Annotated in this window: 13 protein-coding genes; 11 read left to right on the top strand and 2 right to left on the bottom strand. The window is 73.1% G+C overall.

The window, feature by feature from the left end; all coding sequences use genetic code 11:
• Nucleotides 1-50: 50 nt before the first annotated feature.
• Nucleotides 51-1,361, bottom strand: coding sequence for an MFS transporter (locus ACFWFZ_RS28590; RefSeq protein WP_387125893.1), 1,311 nt, complete (start codon nt 1,359-1,361; stop codon nt 51-53).
• A 96-nt stretch (nt 1,362-1,457) separates the two neighbouring features.
• On the opposite strand from ACFWFZ_RS28590, the gene ACFWFZ_RS28585 reads away from it, so the two are divergent.
• The 8 genes from ACFWFZ_RS28585 to ACFWFZ_RS28550 all read left to right on the top strand — a co-directional run bounded on the left by ACFWFZ_RS28585 (nt 1,458) and on the right by ACFWFZ_RS28550 (nt 11,438).
• Nucleotides 1,458-2,441 carry a LysR family transcriptional regulator gene (locus tag ACFWFZ_RS28585; RefSeq protein ID WP_387125856.1) on the top strand — a complete coding sequence of 328 codons (984 nt, stop codon included), beginning with the start codon at nt 1,458-1,460 and terminating at the stop codon, nt 2,439-2,441.
• Nucleotides 2,442-2,538: 97 nt separating this feature from the next.
• A complete protein-coding gene (locus tag ACFWFZ_RS28580; RefSeq protein ID WP_387125855.1) occupies nt 2,539-3,915 on the top strand; it encodes an MFS transporter in 1,377 nt (458 codons plus the stop codon).
• Nucleotides 3,916-4,010: 95 nt separating this feature from the next.
• Entirely contained in the window at nt 4,011-5,189 is a 1,179-nt protein-coding gene (locus ACFWFZ_RS28575) for a uroporphyrinogen-III synthase (protein ID WP_387125854.1), read from the top strand.
• A 12-nt stretch (nt 5,190-5,201) separates the two neighbouring features.
• Nucleotides 5,202-5,750, top strand: coding sequence for a GNAT family N-acetyltransferase (locus ACFWFZ_RS28570; RefSeq protein ID WP_387125891.1), 549 nt, complete (start codon nt 5,202-5,204; stop codon nt 5,748-5,750).
• Nucleotides 5,751-5,979: 229 nt separating this feature from the next.
• A complete protein-coding gene (locus ACFWFZ_RS28565; RefSeq protein WP_387125853.1) occupies nt 5,980-6,540 on the top strand; it encodes a CGNR zinc finger domain-containing protein in 561 nt (186 codons plus the stop codon).
• Between the two features lie 103 nt (nt 6,541-6,643).
• Nucleotides 6,644-8,962, top strand: a complete 2,319-nt coding sequence (locus ACFWFZ_RS28560) for a HelD family protein (RefSeq protein WP_387125852.1) — start codon at nt 6,644-6,646, stop codon at nt 8,960-8,962.
• A gap of 457 nt (nt 8,963-9,419) precedes the next feature.
• On the top strand, nt 9,420-10,856 hold the full coding sequence (locus ACFWFZ_RS28555) for an NAD-dependent malic enzyme (protein ID WP_387125851.1): 1,437 nt from the start codon (nt 9,420-9,422) through the stop codon (nt 10,854-10,856).
• Nucleotides 10,857-11,156: 300 nt separating this feature from the next.
• Complete coding sequence (locus tag ACFWFZ_RS28550) at nt 11,157-11,438, top strand: HU family DNA-binding protein (RefSeq protein WP_007264399.1); 282 nt, start codon at nt 11,157-11,159, stop codon at nt 11,436-11,438.
• A 340-nt stretch (nt 11,439-11,778) separates the two neighbouring features.
• Here the strand turns inward: ACFWFZ_RS28550 and murA are convergent, their stop codons facing one another.
• Entirely contained in the window at nt 11,779-13,122 is a 1,344-nt protein-coding gene (gene murA, locus ACFWFZ_RS28545; protein ID WP_030027546.1) for a UDP-N-acetylglucosamine 1-carboxyvinyltransferase, read from the bottom strand.
• Nucleotides 13,123-13,385: 263 nt separating this feature from the next.
• On the opposite strand from murA, the gene ACFWFZ_RS28540 reads away from it, so the two are divergent.
• The 3 genes from ACFWFZ_RS28540 to ACFWFZ_RS28530 all read left to right on the top strand — a co-directional run bounded on the left by ACFWFZ_RS28540 (nt 13,386) and on the right by ACFWFZ_RS28530 (nt 16,094).
• Nucleotides 13,386-13,946, top strand: coding sequence for a YqgE/AlgH family protein (locus tag ACFWFZ_RS28540; protein ID WP_387125850.1), 561 nt, complete (start codon nt 13,386-13,388; stop codon nt 13,944-13,946).
• Nucleotides 13,947-13,974: 28 nt separating this feature from the next.
• Nucleotides 13,975-14,259, top strand: a complete 285-nt coding sequence (locus ACFWFZ_RS28535; protein ID WP_030010729.1) for a DUF3039 domain-containing protein — start codon at nt 13,975-13,977, stop codon at nt 14,257-14,259.
• A 167-nt stretch (nt 14,260-14,426) separates the two neighbouring features.
• Complete coding sequence (locus tag ACFWFZ_RS28530) at nt 14,427-16,094, top strand: beta-N-acetylhexosaminidase (RefSeq protein WP_387125849.1); 1,668 nt, start codon at nt 14,427-14,429, stop codon at nt 16,092-16,094.
• The last annotated feature ends 85 nt before the right edge of the window (nt 16,095-16,179 follow it).

Below are 16,179 nucleotides of genomic sequence, written 5' to 3'. Positions count from 1 at the left end.
GGGTGGTTCCTCCGCAAAGGGAAGGGTGCTGTGGGGGAAGGCACCCCCAGTTATCGCGGATCGTCAGCGGCGGCCGTGCGTACCACGCGGGAACGATCACCCGGGCGCCGGATCGATCGCCCGGTCAGCGCGATCACGAGCGCGATCAGCGCGGCCGCCGCCGGCACCGCGTAGGCGGCGACCGGGCCCGCGCCCTCCACGACCGAGCCCGCGCTCGCCGAGCCGACCGCGATGCCCGCGAAGATGGCGGTGACCGCCAGGGTCATGCCCTCGTTGAGCCGCCCCTCCGGGATGCGGGCGTGGACCTGAGACATCGCGGTGACCATCGTCGGGGCCGTGGCCATGCCGGCCAGCAGCAGGGCGCCCGCCAGGGCGGGCACCGAGCCGGTGGCCGCCGCGGCCCAGGGCAGGGTCATCAGGGCGGCCAGGGCGCACACGCAGGCCTTCAACGATCGGGCGCGCACGGTGCCGTAGAGCAGGCCGGCCGCGCAGGAGCCCGCCGCCTGGAGGGCCAGGACCAGGCCGGAGGCGGCGCCCAGGCCCTGGAAGTCCAGGTAGGCGATCGAGGCGACCTCCATCGCACCGAAGACCACGCCCGTGACGAGGAACAGCGGCAGCAGCGGGCCCAGGGCGCGCAGCGGAGATCCGTGTCGGGGCGCCGCCGCCACGGGAGGCTGGGTGGCACGGCAGGAGGTGAACACCAGCATGCCGGTGAGCAGCAGGACCGCCCCCGCAAGGGTGCCCGCCTCCGGGAAGACCATCCCGCACAGGAAGGCCGCCAGGACCGGCCCGAGCATGAAGCACAGCTCGTCCGCGGCCTGTTCGAAGGACATCGCCGTGTGGTGGGCGGCGGGGGAGTCGCGCAGCAGGTGCGTCCAGCGTGCGCGGGACATGCCGCCGATGTTGGGGGTGGTGGCGGTCGCGGCGTACGAGGCGAAGAGGGTCCAGGCGGGAGCGCCGGTACGGACGCACACGATCAGGGACAGTGAGCCGAGGACAGCGATCAGGGTGGCCGGTACGGCGATCCGGGCCTGGCCGTGGCGGTCGATCATGCGGGCGGTCAGGGGTGCCACCACCGCCGTGGCCGCCAGGCCGGTCGCCGTGACCGCACCGGCGAGGGCGTACGAGCCGCGCTGGCCGGCGATCATCATGACCGCGCTGACGCCGAACATGCCCATCGGGAGGCGGGCGATGAGGTTCCCGGCGGTGAACCCGCGGGTGCCGGGCAGGGCGAACAGCCGGCGGTAGGGGCCGGGTGTCCGACCCGCGGTGGCACGGGCGCGGGCGGGAGCGGTGTCGCGCGCGGTGTCGGAGGCGGTGTCCGCAGCGGTGATGACGAGGGTGCTGCCGGTGACGGTCATGAGGGGCATGGCACCACCCTCGGTCGGGGTGGCTGCCGCCGTCCAACACCTGTTCCGAGGGCATTCACCTGTTCTTGTTGTTAGTCTCCGGGGGTGATGCCCCGTGATGTGGAACCCCGGCTGCTGCGCGGGTTCGTCGCCGTTGCCGAGGAGCTGCACTTCACCCGTGCCGCCGCCCGCCTGTACGTCGCCCAGCAGGCGCTGAGCAGGGACGTGCGGCGGCTCGAACAGGCCCTGGCGGCAACCCTGTTCGTCCGCACCACCCGCGCCGTCGAGCTCACCGCCGACGGGCACCGCCTGCTGCCCCTGGCCCGGCGCGTGCTGGCTGCGCACGAGGAACTGGCGGGCGCGTTCGGAGCCGGGACGGCGGCCGGCGCCGCGCCCCGGCCGCTCCTCGTCGACCTGAACACCGACGGGCCCGGCACCGCACGCACCGTGCTGGAGCGGGCCCGCGACCTCGCCCCGCACTGTGAGCTGATGGCCCGCTTCGAGAGCGGGCTCACCCACGCCGCCGCCGAGGTCGCCGCCGGCCGGCTCGACGTCGCCTTCGGCTACGCCGACGGCCTCGACCCCGTACTGCGCGCGCCGCTCGCGCAGCTGCCCGTACGGTACGAGCCGCTCGCCGTGCTGCTGCCCGAGGGGCACGCCCTGGCCGCGCGGGAGTCCGTACCGCTGGACGCACTGGCCGGGGAGACCGTGTACGCGGGCGCCGGGAACCCCCGGACGCTGGAGTGGACGGGGCTCGCGCGCGAACTGTTCGCCGGGCGGGGGATCCTGATGGCTCCGCCCGCGCCGGTCGCGATGGGCAAGGAGGAGTTCCGCCGGGTCATGGTCAAGACCGGCAACCCGGTGCTGGCGACCGTCGGCTTCCTGGACATGCCGGGCTGCGTCAAGCTGCCGCTGACCGACCCGGTACCGCTGTCGCCGCTGTCGATGGTGTGGCGCAAGGGCTTCGCCCACCCCGGCCTGGACGCCCTGCACGCCGCGGCCGCCGCGCTGGCGGCCGAGCTGGGCTGGCTCGCCCCACCGGCCGGGAGCTGGCTGCCGGCCCCGCTCACACACGGCCCGCGCGGCGGGTGAGAGCAAGGTTTCCCGGCGGTCATCCGGCGGGGACCGGGGCCGAAACGCGCCCTTCCTACCGTCGTCACCACGGACGCGACAGCTGTGGAGGCGTGTGATGACCGGTACCGCACCGCGTAAGCGGGGCCGCTGGATCGAGCAGTGGGATCCCGAGGACGAGACCTTCTGGAAGGAGACCGGGGAGCGGGTCGCCCGCCGCAACCTGCTGTACTCCGTGCTCTCCGAGCACATCGGATTCTCCATCTGGTCCCTCTGGTCCGTGATGGTCCTCTTCATGGGCCCCCAGTACGGCATCGACCCGGCCGGGAAGTTCTTCCTGATCGCGACGGCCACCTGCGTGGGCGCCATCGTGCGCGTGCCGTACACCTTCGCCGTCGCCCGCTTCGGCGGCCGGAACTGGACCGTCGTCAGCGCCCTGATGCTGCTCGCGCCGACGGTCGCCGCGATCGTGGTGATGGAGCCGGGGACCTCGTACGGGACCTTCCTGCTCGTCGCCGCCCTCACCGGCGTCGGCGGCGGCAACTTCGCCTCCTCCATGACCAACATCAACGCCTTCTTCCCGCTGCGGAAGAAGGGCTGGGCGCTCGGCCTGAACGCCGGCGGCGGCAACATCGGCGTGCCCGTCGTCCAGCTGGCCGGGCTGCTCGTCATCGCCACCGCCGGAGCCGGCCACCCGCGGCTGCTGCTGGGCGCCTACATCCCGCTGATCGTGATCGCCGCAGTGCTGGCCGCCGTACGGATGGACAACCTGGCGCCCGTCCGCAACGACACCGGCGCGGTCCGCGAGGCCCTGAAGGACGCGCACACCTGGATCATGTCGTTCCTCTACATCGGGACGTTCGGGTCCTTCATCGGCTACAGCTTCGCCTTCGGACTGGTCCTCCAGACCCAGTTCGGGCGCACCCCGCTCCAGGCCGCCTCGCTGACCTTCATCGGACCGCTGCTCGGCTCGCTGATCCGGCCGGTGGGCGGGGCGCTGGCGGACCGGTTCGGAGGGGCCCGCATCACCCTGGGCACGTTCGTGGCGATGGCCGCGGCGACCGGAGTGGTCGTGTTCGCCTCGCAGCGGGCCTCGCTGCCCGTCTTCCTCGTCGGGTTCGTGGCCCTGTTCGTCCTGAGCGGGCTCGGCAACGGCTCGACCTACAAGATGATCCCGGGCATCTTCCAGGCGAAGGCCCTGGCGCGCGGGATGAGCGGCGAGGCCGCGGCGGCGTACGGGCGGCGGCTCTCCGGGGCCTCCATGGGACTGATCGGCGCGGTCGGCGGGCTCGGCGGCCTGGGCATCAACCTGGTCTTCCGGGAGGCGTTCCGCACCTCCGGATCAGGCACGACGGCCTTCGTCACCTTCCTGGGCTTCTACGCGCTGTGCTGCGCGGTGACGTGGGCGGTATACCTTCGCCGCCCGGCGGCGGTGACGGCCGAGGCGGCCGAGACAGCCGAGGCTCCGACGAAACCGCAGCTCACGTCGGTGTAACCGGGGCGAAATACGGGTGAACCGAGTCCGACACGCCGAGTTGGCAGGCTCGGTCCACCCGTACCGCCCCCACATGCGTCAGTAGGCAGGTCACGATGGACGACAGGAACACCGGCCCGCTCGCGGGATTCACCGTCGGAGTCACCGCCGCCCGGCGGGCGGACGAGCTCATCGCGCTGCTGCGGCGGCGCGGAGCGGCGGTACTGCACGCGCCGGCGCTGCGGATCGTGCCGCTCGCCGACGACAGCGAACTGCTCGCCGCCACCAAGGAACTGATCGGCTGCCCGCCGGACGTGGTCGTCGCCACCACAGCCATCGGCTTCCGGGGGTGGGTCGAGGCCGCCGACGGATGGGGGGTCGGCGAGGGCCTCCTGGAGACGCTGCGCTCCGCCGAACTGCTGGCGCGCGGTCCGAAGGTGAAGGGCGCCATCCGGGCCGCCGGGCTCGTGGAGGAGTGGTCCCCGGAGTCGGAGTCGCTCGCCGAGGTACTGGAGCGGCTGCTGGCGGCGGGGGTCGCCGGCCGGCGGATCGCACTCCAGCTGCACGGGGAGCCGCTGCCCGGCTTCGTCGAGGCGCTGCGGGCCGGCGGGGCCGAGGTGGTGGTCGTCCCGGTGTACCGGTGGATGGCCCCGGAGGACCTCGCGCCGCTGGACCGGCTGCTGGACGCCATCGCCGTCGGCGGGGTGGACGCCGTCAGCTTCACCTCCGCCCCGGCGGCGGCCTCGCTGCTGTCCCGCGCCGAGGAACGCGGGATGCGGGAGGCCGTACTGGACGCGCTGCGCGGCGGCCTGCTGTCCGCGTGCGTCGGACCGGTGACCGCGCTGCCGCTGCAGGCGCTCGGCGTGGACACGGTGCAGCCGGAGCGGTTCCGGCTGGGCCCGCTGGTACAGCTGCTCTGCCGGGAGCTGCCCGGCCGGGCCCGGGTGCTGCCGGTGGCCGGGCACCGGCTGGAGATCCGCGGGCACGCGGTCCTCGTCGACGACGAACTGCGGGCGGTGCCGCCCGCCGGGATGGCCCTGCTGCGGGCCCTCGCCCGGCGGCCGGGCTGGGTGGTGGCCCGCGCGGAACTGCTGCGGGCGCTGCCCGGCGCGGGGCGCGACGAGCACGCCGTGGAGACGGCGATGGCGCGGCTGCGGGCGGCGCTGGGGGCGCCCAACCTCATCCAGACCGTGGTCAAGCGCGGCTACCGGCTGTCGCTGGACGCGGGCGGCGAGGACAAGTACGGCGCGCTCCCCCGGGACGCGGCGGTGACGGCCAGGGGAGTCCTGGGCTAGCGTGCCGGGATGATGATCACTGACGGGGTGGAGATGCGGGGCGTCGAGCCGGACGACGCCGCCGCGCTGGCCGAGGCGTTCACGCGGAACCGGGCGTGCATGGCGCCGTACGAGCCGGTCCGGCCGGACGCCTTCTACACGGAGCAGGGGCAGCGGGAGCGGATCGCGCAGCAGCTGGAGTCCCGCGAGGCCGGGCGGCTGCTGCCGTTCGTGTTCGTGGACGTCACGAGCGGCACGCCGCTGGGCACCATCAACCTCGGCAACATCCAGCGCGGGCCGCTGAGCAGCGGCGGGTTCGGCTACTGGGTCGACGAGAACCGCCGCGGCGAGGGCCTGGCCACGGCCGGCGCCGAGGAGGTCTGCAGGATCGCCCGCGACGAGCTCGGGCTGCACCGGGTGGAGGCCGGGACCCTGGTCGACAACCTGGCCTCGCAGCGGGTGCTGGCGAAGGCGGGCTTCGAGCCGTACGGTCTCGCGCCGCGCTACCTGCACATCAACGGCGCCTGGCGCGACCACCGTCTCTTCCAGCGCATCCTGCACGACGACCCGCCGACCCCTTGAGCGGGGCGCACCGCCGATGATTCAGCCGCGGCCCGGCCACTTCAGCCCTCCGGCGTTCGAGGAGCGGGGTCTGGGGCGGCGCCCCGGGGAACCCGGCTCCGCCGGGCACCGGGCTCCGCGCCTCGAACGCCGGCGAGGCTGGGGCGGAGGTACCGGTTCGGGGGCTTCCCCAGCGGGCGGCGTACGGGCACTCTGGGAAGGCGCCCCACGACGCGAGGCGGTGACGGACATGCGGTTCGACTCCGGGCGGGTCTGCCTGGACCTGGTGGCCACCTTCGCCCCGCGCGAGGGGATCCCGGACGGCGGCGAGCTGCGGCTGTGGCTCGCCGGGGCGGGGCTCGTGCCCGACCGGACGCCGCTGGCCCGGGTGGGCGCCGACTGGGCCGAGGCCTTCCGCGCCCTGCGCGCCGACGTGGAGGCCCTCGTACGGGCGGAACTGTCCGGCACCGAGCCGGACGACAGCGCCCTGGCCCGGGTCAACGCGCTGGCCGCCGGACCACCCCCGGGTCTGTGCGCCGTACGGGACCAGGAAGGGCACCTCGTGCGGGAGTTGTGCGGCGGCGTGGAATGCGGCGCGCTGCTCGCGGCCGTCGCCCGCGACGCCGTCGAGCTGCTGACCGATCCCGGCGACCGCTCCCTGCTGCGGGCCTGCGCGGGCGACGGCTGCACCCGCCTCTACCTGGACACCTCCCGCGGCCACCGGCGCCGGTGGTGCTCCAGCGAGCTGTGCGGCAACCGCGAACGCGTCGCCCGCCACCGCCGGCGGCTCATGGCGTCCGGATCCCGGTAGCCGGCGTATCACCGAGCGAGACCCGTTCCGGAACGAGCGTGCGGACAGGGGGCCGCTTCGCGTACGGTTGACGGTCGCCCATGCACGTCAGAAGGGGGCCTTGGTGGCCGCGCAGAATGCCGCTGTCGACAGCACGGCGGATTCCGTCCGCGATCGGGAGACCGCGGTCGAGCAGACGCATCTCGACCAGGTGTACCGGCGCCTTGAGGAGAAGATCCACGAGGCCGAGTTCCTCATGAACGACGCCGCCCAGCGCGGCCAGGTCGGCACCCCCGGAGCCCTGGCCGAGCGCGACGCGCAGGTCTTCCGGGCCGGCATCCACCTGAACCGGCTCAACAACGAGTTCGAGGACTTTCTCTTCGGCCGCATCGACCTGGTGCTCGGCAAGGACGGCGAACGCGGGCCGGACGGCGCCTACACCTCCGTCGAGCCCGCCGACGAGGCGATCCGCGAGGACCTCACGGCCGACATCGCCGAGACGCTGCACATCGGCCGCATCGGGGTCCTGGACTCCGACTACGCGCCGCTGGTCATCGACTGGCGCGCACCGGCCGCCGCGCCCTTCTACCGTTCCACCCCCAAGGACCCCGGCCGCGTCGTGCGCCGCCGCGTCATCCGCTCCAAGGGCCGCAAGGTGCTGGGCGTCGAGGACGACCTGATGCGCCCCGAGGTCACCGCCTTCCTCGACGGCCGTGAGCTCCCCGCCATCGGCGACGGCGCGCTCATGGCCGCGCTCGGGCGGGCCCGTACGCACTCCATGCGCGACATCGTCTCCTCCATCCAGGCCGAGCAGGACCTGGTCATCCGGGCCCCCGCCGCCTCCGTCGCCGAGGTCGCCGGCGGCCCCGGCACCGGCAAGACCGCCGTCGCCCTGCACCGCGCCGCGTACCTGCTCTACCAGGACCGCCGCCGCTACTCCGGCGGCATCCTCATCGTCTCCCCGACCCCGCTGCTCGTCGCCTACACCGAGGGCGTGCTGCCCTCCCTCGGCGAGGAGGGCCAGGTCGCCATCCGTGCGCTCGGCTCGCTGGTCGACGGCGCCGAGGCGACCACGTACGACGACCCGGCCGTGGCCCGGATCAAGGGCTCCTCCCGGATGCGATCAGTCCTGCGCAAGGCCGTACGGGGCACCCTGGAACTCGGCGACCGGCACGGCCCGGCGCCCGACCGGCTGCGGGTGGTCGCCTTCGGCCGCCGCCAGGAGCTGGAGGCCGGCGAGCTGAACCGGATCCGGCAGAACGTGCTCGGCGGCACCGCGCCCGTGAACCTGCTGCGCCCGCGCGCCCGCAAGCTGCTGCTCGACGCCCTGTACGCGAAGACCGGCGCCTCCGGCCGGCACAGCGACCCGGAACTCGCCGCCGAGCTGCGGTCCGCCTTCGACGAGGACGTCTCCACCGAGGACGCCTTCATCGGCTTCCTGGACGCGTGGTGGCCCGAGCTGACCCCGCGCCGGGTGCTCGCCGCCATGGCCGACGAGCGCAAGCTCGGCCGCTGGTCGCGCCGGGACCTGAACCCGCGCGAGACCCGCCAGCTGGCCCGCTCGCTGCGCCGGGTGGGCCCGGACGGCAAGGGCCCCCTGTCGGTGCACGACGTGGCGCTGCTCGACGAGCTCCAGCAGCTCCTCGGCGCCCCCGCCCGGCCCAGGCGGAAGCGGGAGCTGGACCCCCTGGAGCAGCTCAGCGGGCTGGAGGAGCTGATGCCGACCCGCGAGGAGACCCAGTGGGAGCGGGCCGAGCGGCTCGCGGCGGAGCGCACCGAGTACGCGCACGTCATCGTGGACGAGGCGCAGGACCTGACGCCCATGCAGTGGCGGATGGTGGGCCGCCGGGGCCGGCACGGCACCTGGACGGTGGTCGGCGATCCGGCGCAGTCCTCCTGGACCGACCCGGAGGAGGCGGCCGCCGCCCGGGACGAGGCCCTCGGGTCCCGGCCGCGCCGGCGCTTCACGCTCACGGTCAACTACCGCAACCCGGCCGAGGTCGCCGAGGTCGCCTCCCGGGTGCTGCGCCTGGCGATGCCCGGGATGGAGCCGCCGTCGGCGGTGCGTTCCACGGGTCTGCAGCCGCGGTTCACGGCGGCCGCGGGCGAGTTGGGCGCGGTGGTGCGGGAGGAGACCCGGCGGCTGCTGGAGCAGGTGGACGGCACCGTCGGCGTGGTCGTGGCCATGGACCGGCGCACGGAGGCCGCGGGCTGGCTCGCAGACCTGGGCGGACGGGCCGTGGCGCTGGGCAGCCTGGAGGCCAAGGGCCTGGAGTACGACGCCACGGTGGTCGTCTCCCCGGCGGAGATCGCGGACGAGTCCCCGGCGGGTCTGCGCGTGCTGTACGTGGCGCTGACGCGTGCGACGCAGCAGCTGACGGTGGTCTCGGCCGAAGGGGACAAGCCGGACGCGGACGGGGTGCCGGAGCTGCTGCTGCCGTAGGCGCCTGTATCGGCCGGTCACGCGCCCGGCCGCGTACGGCCGTATGGTCCGCGGCCAGGCGCGTGGTCCCCGGAACGGACCGCGAACAGGGGGATCGCATTCGGCGATCCTTTGTTAGCCTGGGTACGGCACCGACTCGATCCAAGCCCCCGGGCCCAACCTTCGTCGCTCAGAGCGACCACTTGCCGCGAGGCGAGCATGGCGGGTCGGTGTCATGAACGTGAGAAACCAGGTCCGCGCTCCCCACCTGTGGGGGGCGCGGACCTGTTTTGTGTGACCCCACCGTTCCCCAGCCCCCTGATATCTCGTATGGTGGAAGAGTCTTTCCGGAATTTGTAGCTGGTTACCTTGTACCGGCTGGTAGGTGGGACGATCGGACAACAGGTCCTGCCGCACCTGCTGCGGAGCGTGGGCCCTGTGTGTTAAGCGAACCAGGGACAGAAGAGGAAACACGGCCATGGCAACGGCGCCCAGCGTCTCGTATTCGATGACGGTCCGGCTGGAAGTGCCCGCGAGCGGAACCGCGGTCTCCCAGCTCACCACCGCCGTGGAGTCCTCCGGCGGTTCGGTCACCGGTCTCGACGTGACCGCATCCGGCCACGAGAAGCTGCGGATCGACGTCACCATCGCCGCGACCTCCACCGCGCACGCCGACGAGATCGTGGAGAAGCTGCGCGGCATCGAGGGCGTCAGCCTCGGCAAGGTCTCCGACCGTACGTTCCTGATGCACCTCGGCGGCAAGATCGAGATGTCGTCGAAGCACCCCATCCGCAACCGTGACGACCTCTCGATGATCTACACCCCGGGCGTCGCCCGCGTGTGCATGGCGATCGCCGAGAACCCCGAGGACGCGCGACGCCTCACCATCAAGCGCAACTCCGTCGCAGTCGTGACCGACGGCTCCGCCGTACTGGGCCTGGGCAACATCGGCCCGATGGCCGCGCTGCCCGTCATGGAGGGCAAGGCGGCCCTCTTCAAGCGCTTCGCCGGCATCGACGCCTGGCCGATCTGCCTCGACACCCAGGACGCCGACGAGATCGTCGCCATCGTCAAGGCCATCGCCCCGGGCTTCGCCGGCATCAACCTGGAGGACATCTCCGCGCCGCGCTGCTTCGAGATCGAGGCCCGGCTGCGCGAGGCCCTCGACATCCCCGTCTTCCACGACGACCAGCACGGCACCGCGATCGTCGTGCTCGCGGCCCTCACCAACGCGCTGCGCGTGGTGGGCAAGGCAGTTGAGGACGTCAAGGTCGTCATGTCGGGCGCCGGCGCGGCCGGTACCGCCATCCTCAAGCTGCTCCTCGCGGCGGGCGTGAAGAACGCCGTCAGCGCCGACATCCACGGTGTCGTGCACGCGGGCCGCCCCGACCTCGTCGACGCGGCGGCGGGCTCCCCGCTGCGCTGGATCGCCGACAACACCAACCCCGAGGGCTACACGGGCACTCTGAAGGAGGCCGTGGTCGGCGCCGACGTGTTCATCGGCGTCTCGGCTCCGAACGTGCTGTCCGGCGAGGACGTCGCCGCCATGGCGGAGGGCGCCATCGTGTTCGCGCTCGCGAACCCGGACCCCGAGGTGGACCCGGCCGTGGCCCGCCAGTCGGCCGCCGTGGTCGCCACCGGCCGCTCCGACTTCCCGAACCAGATCAACAACGTGCTGGTCTTCCCGGGTGTCTTCCGCGGTCTGCTGGACGCCCAGTCCCGCACGGTGAACACCAGCATGATGCTGGCCGCCGCGACCGCGCTGGCGGACGTCGTCGGCGAGGACGAGCTGAACGCGAACTACATCATCCCGTCGGTGTTCAACGACAAGGTCGCCGGCGCGGTCGCGGGCGCCGTCCGCAAGGCCGCCTCGGCCGCGCAGAACGGGTCTGTGACGGGCCTCACGGCTCCCTGATCCCCGGCGCGTCGCGAGATGCGGCCCCGCCGGGCCGCATCTAGGGTTGCGGGGATGCCAACGAGCTCCGCTGTTCGCATCCCACGGGTGCGGACGGAGCGTCACCGGGGCGTGACTGTGGCGCTTTTCGTGTGACCCCGGCGGGTGCCGGATTGGCTTTCCCGCCGCTGGTGGGGGCAGGATGCGTAACCGGGCGAGAGGGTCTGACGTTCAGACCCGGGTCCGGGGACTGTCCTAGGGCCCTGGCAGCATCGGCTTCGATCTCACGCCTCTAAGGCAAGTTGAACACGGGAGTACAACATGAACCGCAGTGAGCTGGTGGCCGCTCTGTCCGAGCGCGCCGAGGTGACCCGCAAGGACGCCGACGCCGTTCTGGCCGCGCTCGCCGAGACCGTCGGCGAGATTGTCGCCAAGGGCGACGAGAAGGTCACCATCCCCGGCTTCCTGACCTTCGAGCGCACCCACCGTGCCGCTCGCACCGCGCGCAACCCGCAGACCGGCGACCCCATCCAGATCCCGGCCGGCTACAGCGTGAAGGTCTCCGCGGGCTCCAAGCTCAAGGAAGCCGCCAAGGGCAAGTAAGTCCTGCCCCGGCGCCGGAGGCCGCGCAGGTCTTCGCCCGGCGTCGAGCACGGCTGAATGCAGCAGTAGTACGTAGAACGGTGAAGGGCGGCCACCCCGGGCGGGGAGGCCGCCCTTCTGCCTGTCCGCCCTCCGGCCGGGCCGCCCCGCGCCGCGTCCCCCGGACCCGCGGGCCCCGGCAGGGGCTGTGAGGCCCCGTCAGGGCCCGTCAGAGGCCTCCGGGGCGCGTCGGGGGCCGCCCGCGGGTCCGCGGAGCGCGGGCGGGGCATGCGAAAGCCCCCCGGGCCCTTGCGGGACCCGGGGGGCTTTCGGTGCCCGTACGGGCGTGAGCCGTAAGGCACTAGACGAGGTCGCCGCCCGGGAGTTCGACCTTCGCGCCGAGCTCGACGAGCTTCTCCATGAAGTTCTCGTAGCCGCGGTTGATCAGGTCGATGCCGTGGACCCGCGAGGTGCCCTCCGCGGCCAGCGCCGCGATCAGGTACGAGAACCCGCCGCGCAGGTCGGGGATGACCAGGTCGGCGCCCTGCAGCTTGGTCGGGCCGGAGACGACCGCCGAGTGCAGGAAGTTGCGCTGGCCGAAGCGGCAGGCCGAGCCGCCCAGGCACTCGCGGTACAGCTGGATGTGGGCACCCATCTGGTTGAGCGCCGAGGTGAAGCCGAGCCGGGACTCGTAGACCGTCTCGTGGACGATCGAGAGGCCGGAGGCCTGCGTCAGGGCCACGACGAGCGGCTGCTGCCAGTCGGTCTGGAAGCCGGGGTGCACGTCCGTCTCCAGCGCGATGGCGTTGAGCGGGCCGCCCGGGTGCCAGAAGCGGATGCCGTCGTCGTCGATCTCGAAGGCGCCGCCGACCTTCCGGTACGTGTTCAGGAAGGTCATCATCGAGCGCTGCTGGGCGCCGCGCACGTAGATGTTGCCGCCGGTGGCGAGGGCCGCGGAAGCCCAGGACGCGGCCTCCAGACGGTCCGGGAGGGCCTTGTGGTTGTAGCCGCCGAGCCGCTCCACACCGGTGATCCGGATGGTGCGGTCGGTGTCCATGGAGATGATGGCGCCCATCTTCTGCAGCACGCAGATGAGGTCTTCGATCTCCGGCTCCACGGCGGCGTTGCTGAGCTCGGTGACGCCCTCGGCCAGGACGGCCGTCAGCAGCACCTGCTCGGTCGAGCCGACGGAGGGGTAGGGCAGGCGGATCTTGCAGCCGCGCAGCCGCTGCGGGGCCTCCAGGTACTGGCCGCCCTCGCGCTTCTCGATGGTCGCGCCGAACTGGCGGAGCACGTCGAAGTGGAAGTCGATCGGCCGGCCGCCGATGTCACAGCCGCCGAGGCCCGGGATGAAGGCGTGGCCGAGGCGGTGCAGCAGAGGACCGCAGAAGAGGATCGGGATCCGCGAAGAGCCCGCGTGGGCGTCGATGTCGGCGACGTTCGCGCTCTCGACGTGGGTGGGGTCGAGCACGAGCTCGCCCGGCTCCTCGCCGGGACGGACCGTCACCCCGTGCAGCTGGAGCAGCCCGCGCACGACACGCACGTCACGGATGTCGGGAACGTTGCGCAGCCGGCTGGGTCCGCTGCCGAGCAGAGCGGCGACCATGGCCTTGGGCACGAGGTTCTTCGCACCGCGGACACGGATCTCGCCCTCGAGCGGGGTGCCGCCGTGGACAAGCAGTACATCGTCACTGATGCCGGTCATGAATCTCGCGTTCCGGAGAGGGGTGGGCAGGGGGCCAGGGAAAAGGGTAAGGGCCACCACCCCCTTGTTCGTAAGGCCGACGTGGCCGTAGGACTGTCATGAATTCGGTACAACACCCTCCGTATCCACCGCATGGCGGAGTGTTGTGTTCCGCCCGCTTCGTCCGTACGCGCTCCTCGCTGCCGCCGTGCGCCCTGGCCTGCGGGCGATCCGATCTCCGCGCCCGCTCCCCGGAAACGGCCGATGTGCGGGATCATGGCGGCATGACCGAGGTGTCCTCCCTCACAGGGCGGCTGCTCGTGGCCACCCCCACCCTCGCGGACCCGAACTTCGACCGCGCGGTGGTGCTGCTGCTCGACCACGACGAGCAGGGCTCCCTCGGCGTGGTCCTCAACCGGCCGACCCCGGTGGGCGTCGGCGACGTCCTGCTGCCCTGGGCTCCGCTCGCCGGAGCGCCGGGCGTGGTGTTCCAGGGCGGGCCGGTGGCACTGGACTCCGCCCTGGGCCTGGCCGTCATCCCCGGCGAGGAGGGCCCGATCGGCTGGCGCCGGGTGCACGGGGCGATCGGCCTGGTCGACCTGGAGGCGCCGCCGGAGCTCCTCGCCTCGGCCCTGGGGGGCCTGCGCATCTTCGCCGGCTACTCCGGCTGGGGCCCGGGCCAGCTGGAGGAGGAGCTGGGCGAGGGCGCCTGGTACGTGGTGGAGTCGGAGCCCGGCGACGTGTCCTCGCCCGACCCGGAGCGGCTGTGGCGGGCGGTGCTGCGCCGCCAGCGCAGCGAACTCGCGATGGTCGCCACCTATCCGGACGACCCGTCGCTCAACTGACGGGCGCGGGGTTAAGTACCCTGGGTCCATGAGCACTCTTGAGCCCGAGCGCGGGACTGGCACGGGGACCCTCGTAGAGCCGACGCCGCAGGTGTCGCACGGTGACGGCGACCACGAGCGCTTCGCCCACTACGTCCAGAAGGACAAGATCATGGCGAGCGCGCTCGACGGGACCCCCGTCGTCGCGCTCTGCGGCAAGGTCTGGGTACCGGGCCGGGACCCGAAGAAGTACCCGGTCTGCCCCATGTGCAAGGAGATCTACGAGTCCATGGGCCCCGGCGGGGACAAGGACAAGGGCGGCAAGGACAAGTAGGTCCGACCTGCTCACCCCTCCCTTTCACGGGACCAGGGCCCTCGGCGCACCACGGTGCGTCCGGGGGCCTTTGCCGTGCCTGCGGGCCGCGTTAGGGTCGGCGCGACGAGCACCCGGCGGACCGTGCGTTGCGCAGGGCGCAACAGCATGTCGCGAAGGGCTGACGCATGGACGTGATCCGCACGGGCCTGATCCCCGCACCCCGCGTCGCCGTCCCCCGCGAGGGCGGACGCCGCTACACCTTCGGCCCCGAGCCGGGCCTGTCCGCCGGCCCGGGGACCGGGACCACCGCACGGTGGCTGCGGCGCGAGCTGGGCGCGGCCACCGGCTGGGAGCTGCCCCCGGCCGACCCCGGCCGCGCCGCCGGGCTGCGGCTGCGCCTCGACCCCGGCGCCGCCCCAGGCCTGGGACCCGAGGCGTACCGGCTCGACATCGGGCCCGAAGGCGTGGAGCTGGCGGGGGCGACGGCGGCCGGACTGTTCTGGGGCGCCCAGACCCTGCGCCAGCTGCTCGGCCCCGACGCGTACCGCAGGGCGCCCCTGCCGGGCGGAACGCGCGACCGCCGGGCATGGAGCCTGCCGCACGGCACCGTCGTGGACGGCCCCCGCTTCGGCTGGCGCGGGCTGATGCTCGACGTGGCCCGCCACTTCATGCCCAAGGACGGCGTGCTGCGCTACATCGACCTGCTCGCCGCCCACAAGCTCAACGTCCTCCACCTGCACCTGACGGACGACCAGGGCTGGCGGGTCGAGATCAAGCGCCACCCGCGCCTGACGGAGGTCGGGGCGTGGCGGGAGCGCAGCCGGTGGGGCCACCGGGCCTCCCCGCTGTGGAACGAGACCCCGCGCGGCGGCTTCTACACGCAGGACGACATCCGCGAGATCGTCGCGTACGCCGCCGAGCGCCACGTCAGGGTGGTCCCGGAGATCGACGTACCGGGTCACTCGCAGGCCGCGATCGCCGCGTACCCGGAGCTGGGCAACACCGACGTCGTCGACACCGCGGCGCTCGGGGTGTGGGACGACTGGGGGATCTGCGAGAACGTGCTCGCGCCGACCGAGGCCGTGCTGCGCTTCTACGAGGGGGTCTTCGAGGAACTGCTGGAGCTGTTCCCGGCGGAGGTCTCGCCCTTCGTGCACGTGGGCGGCGACGAGTGCCCCAAGGAGCAGTGGAAGGCCTCCGCCGCCGCGCAGCAGCGGATCCGCGAGCTGGGCGTGGACGGGGAGGACGGGCTGCAGTCCTGGTTCATCCGGCACTTCGACGGCTGGCTCGCCGAGCGCGGACGGCGGCTGATCGGGTGGGACGAGATCCTGGAAGGCGGGCTCGCGCCGGGGGCGGCCGTGTCCTCGTGGCGCGGCTACGCGGGCGGCGTCGCCGCCGCCGAGGCCGGCCACGACGTGGTGATGTGCCCCGAGCAGCAGGTGTACCTGGACCACCGTCAGGCAGGCGGCGCAGACGAGCCGATGCCCATCGGGTACGTGCGCTCGCTGGAGGACGTGTACCGCTTCGAGCCGGTGCCGCCGAAGCTGTCGCCGCAGGCCGCGGCCCATGTGCTGGGCGCCCAGGCCAACATGTGGACCGAGGTGACGCAGGACCAGGGCCGGGTCGACTACCAGGTGTTCCCGCGGCTGGCGGCCTTCGCGGAGGTGGTGTGGTCGCGGCTGCCGGAGCCGGAGGAGCGCGACTACGCGGACTTCGAGCGGCGAATGGCCCCGCACTACGTGCGGTTGGACGCGCTCGGCGTCGGATACCGGCCGCCGGGAGGCCCGTTGCCGTGGCAGCGGCGGCCCGGGGTCCGGGGGCGCCCTGTCGAGGGCGCGCCCCCGAACGTGTGACACGGGGGCGCGGGCGCGACCCGGCCGGAAAGGGAGCGGGTCCGGAACTCTGGCTGGATTTCCCGCTATACGGGGAAAATCGGAC

The sequence above is a fragment of the Streptomyces sp. NPDC060232 genome (assembly GCF_042726555.1).
GTDB lineage: Bacteria > Actinomycetota > Actinomycetes > Streptomycetales > Streptomycetaceae > Streptomyces.
The sequence above is the reverse complement of the archived record's forward strand: the minus strand, read 5'-3'. Positions and strand labels throughout refer to the sequence as shown.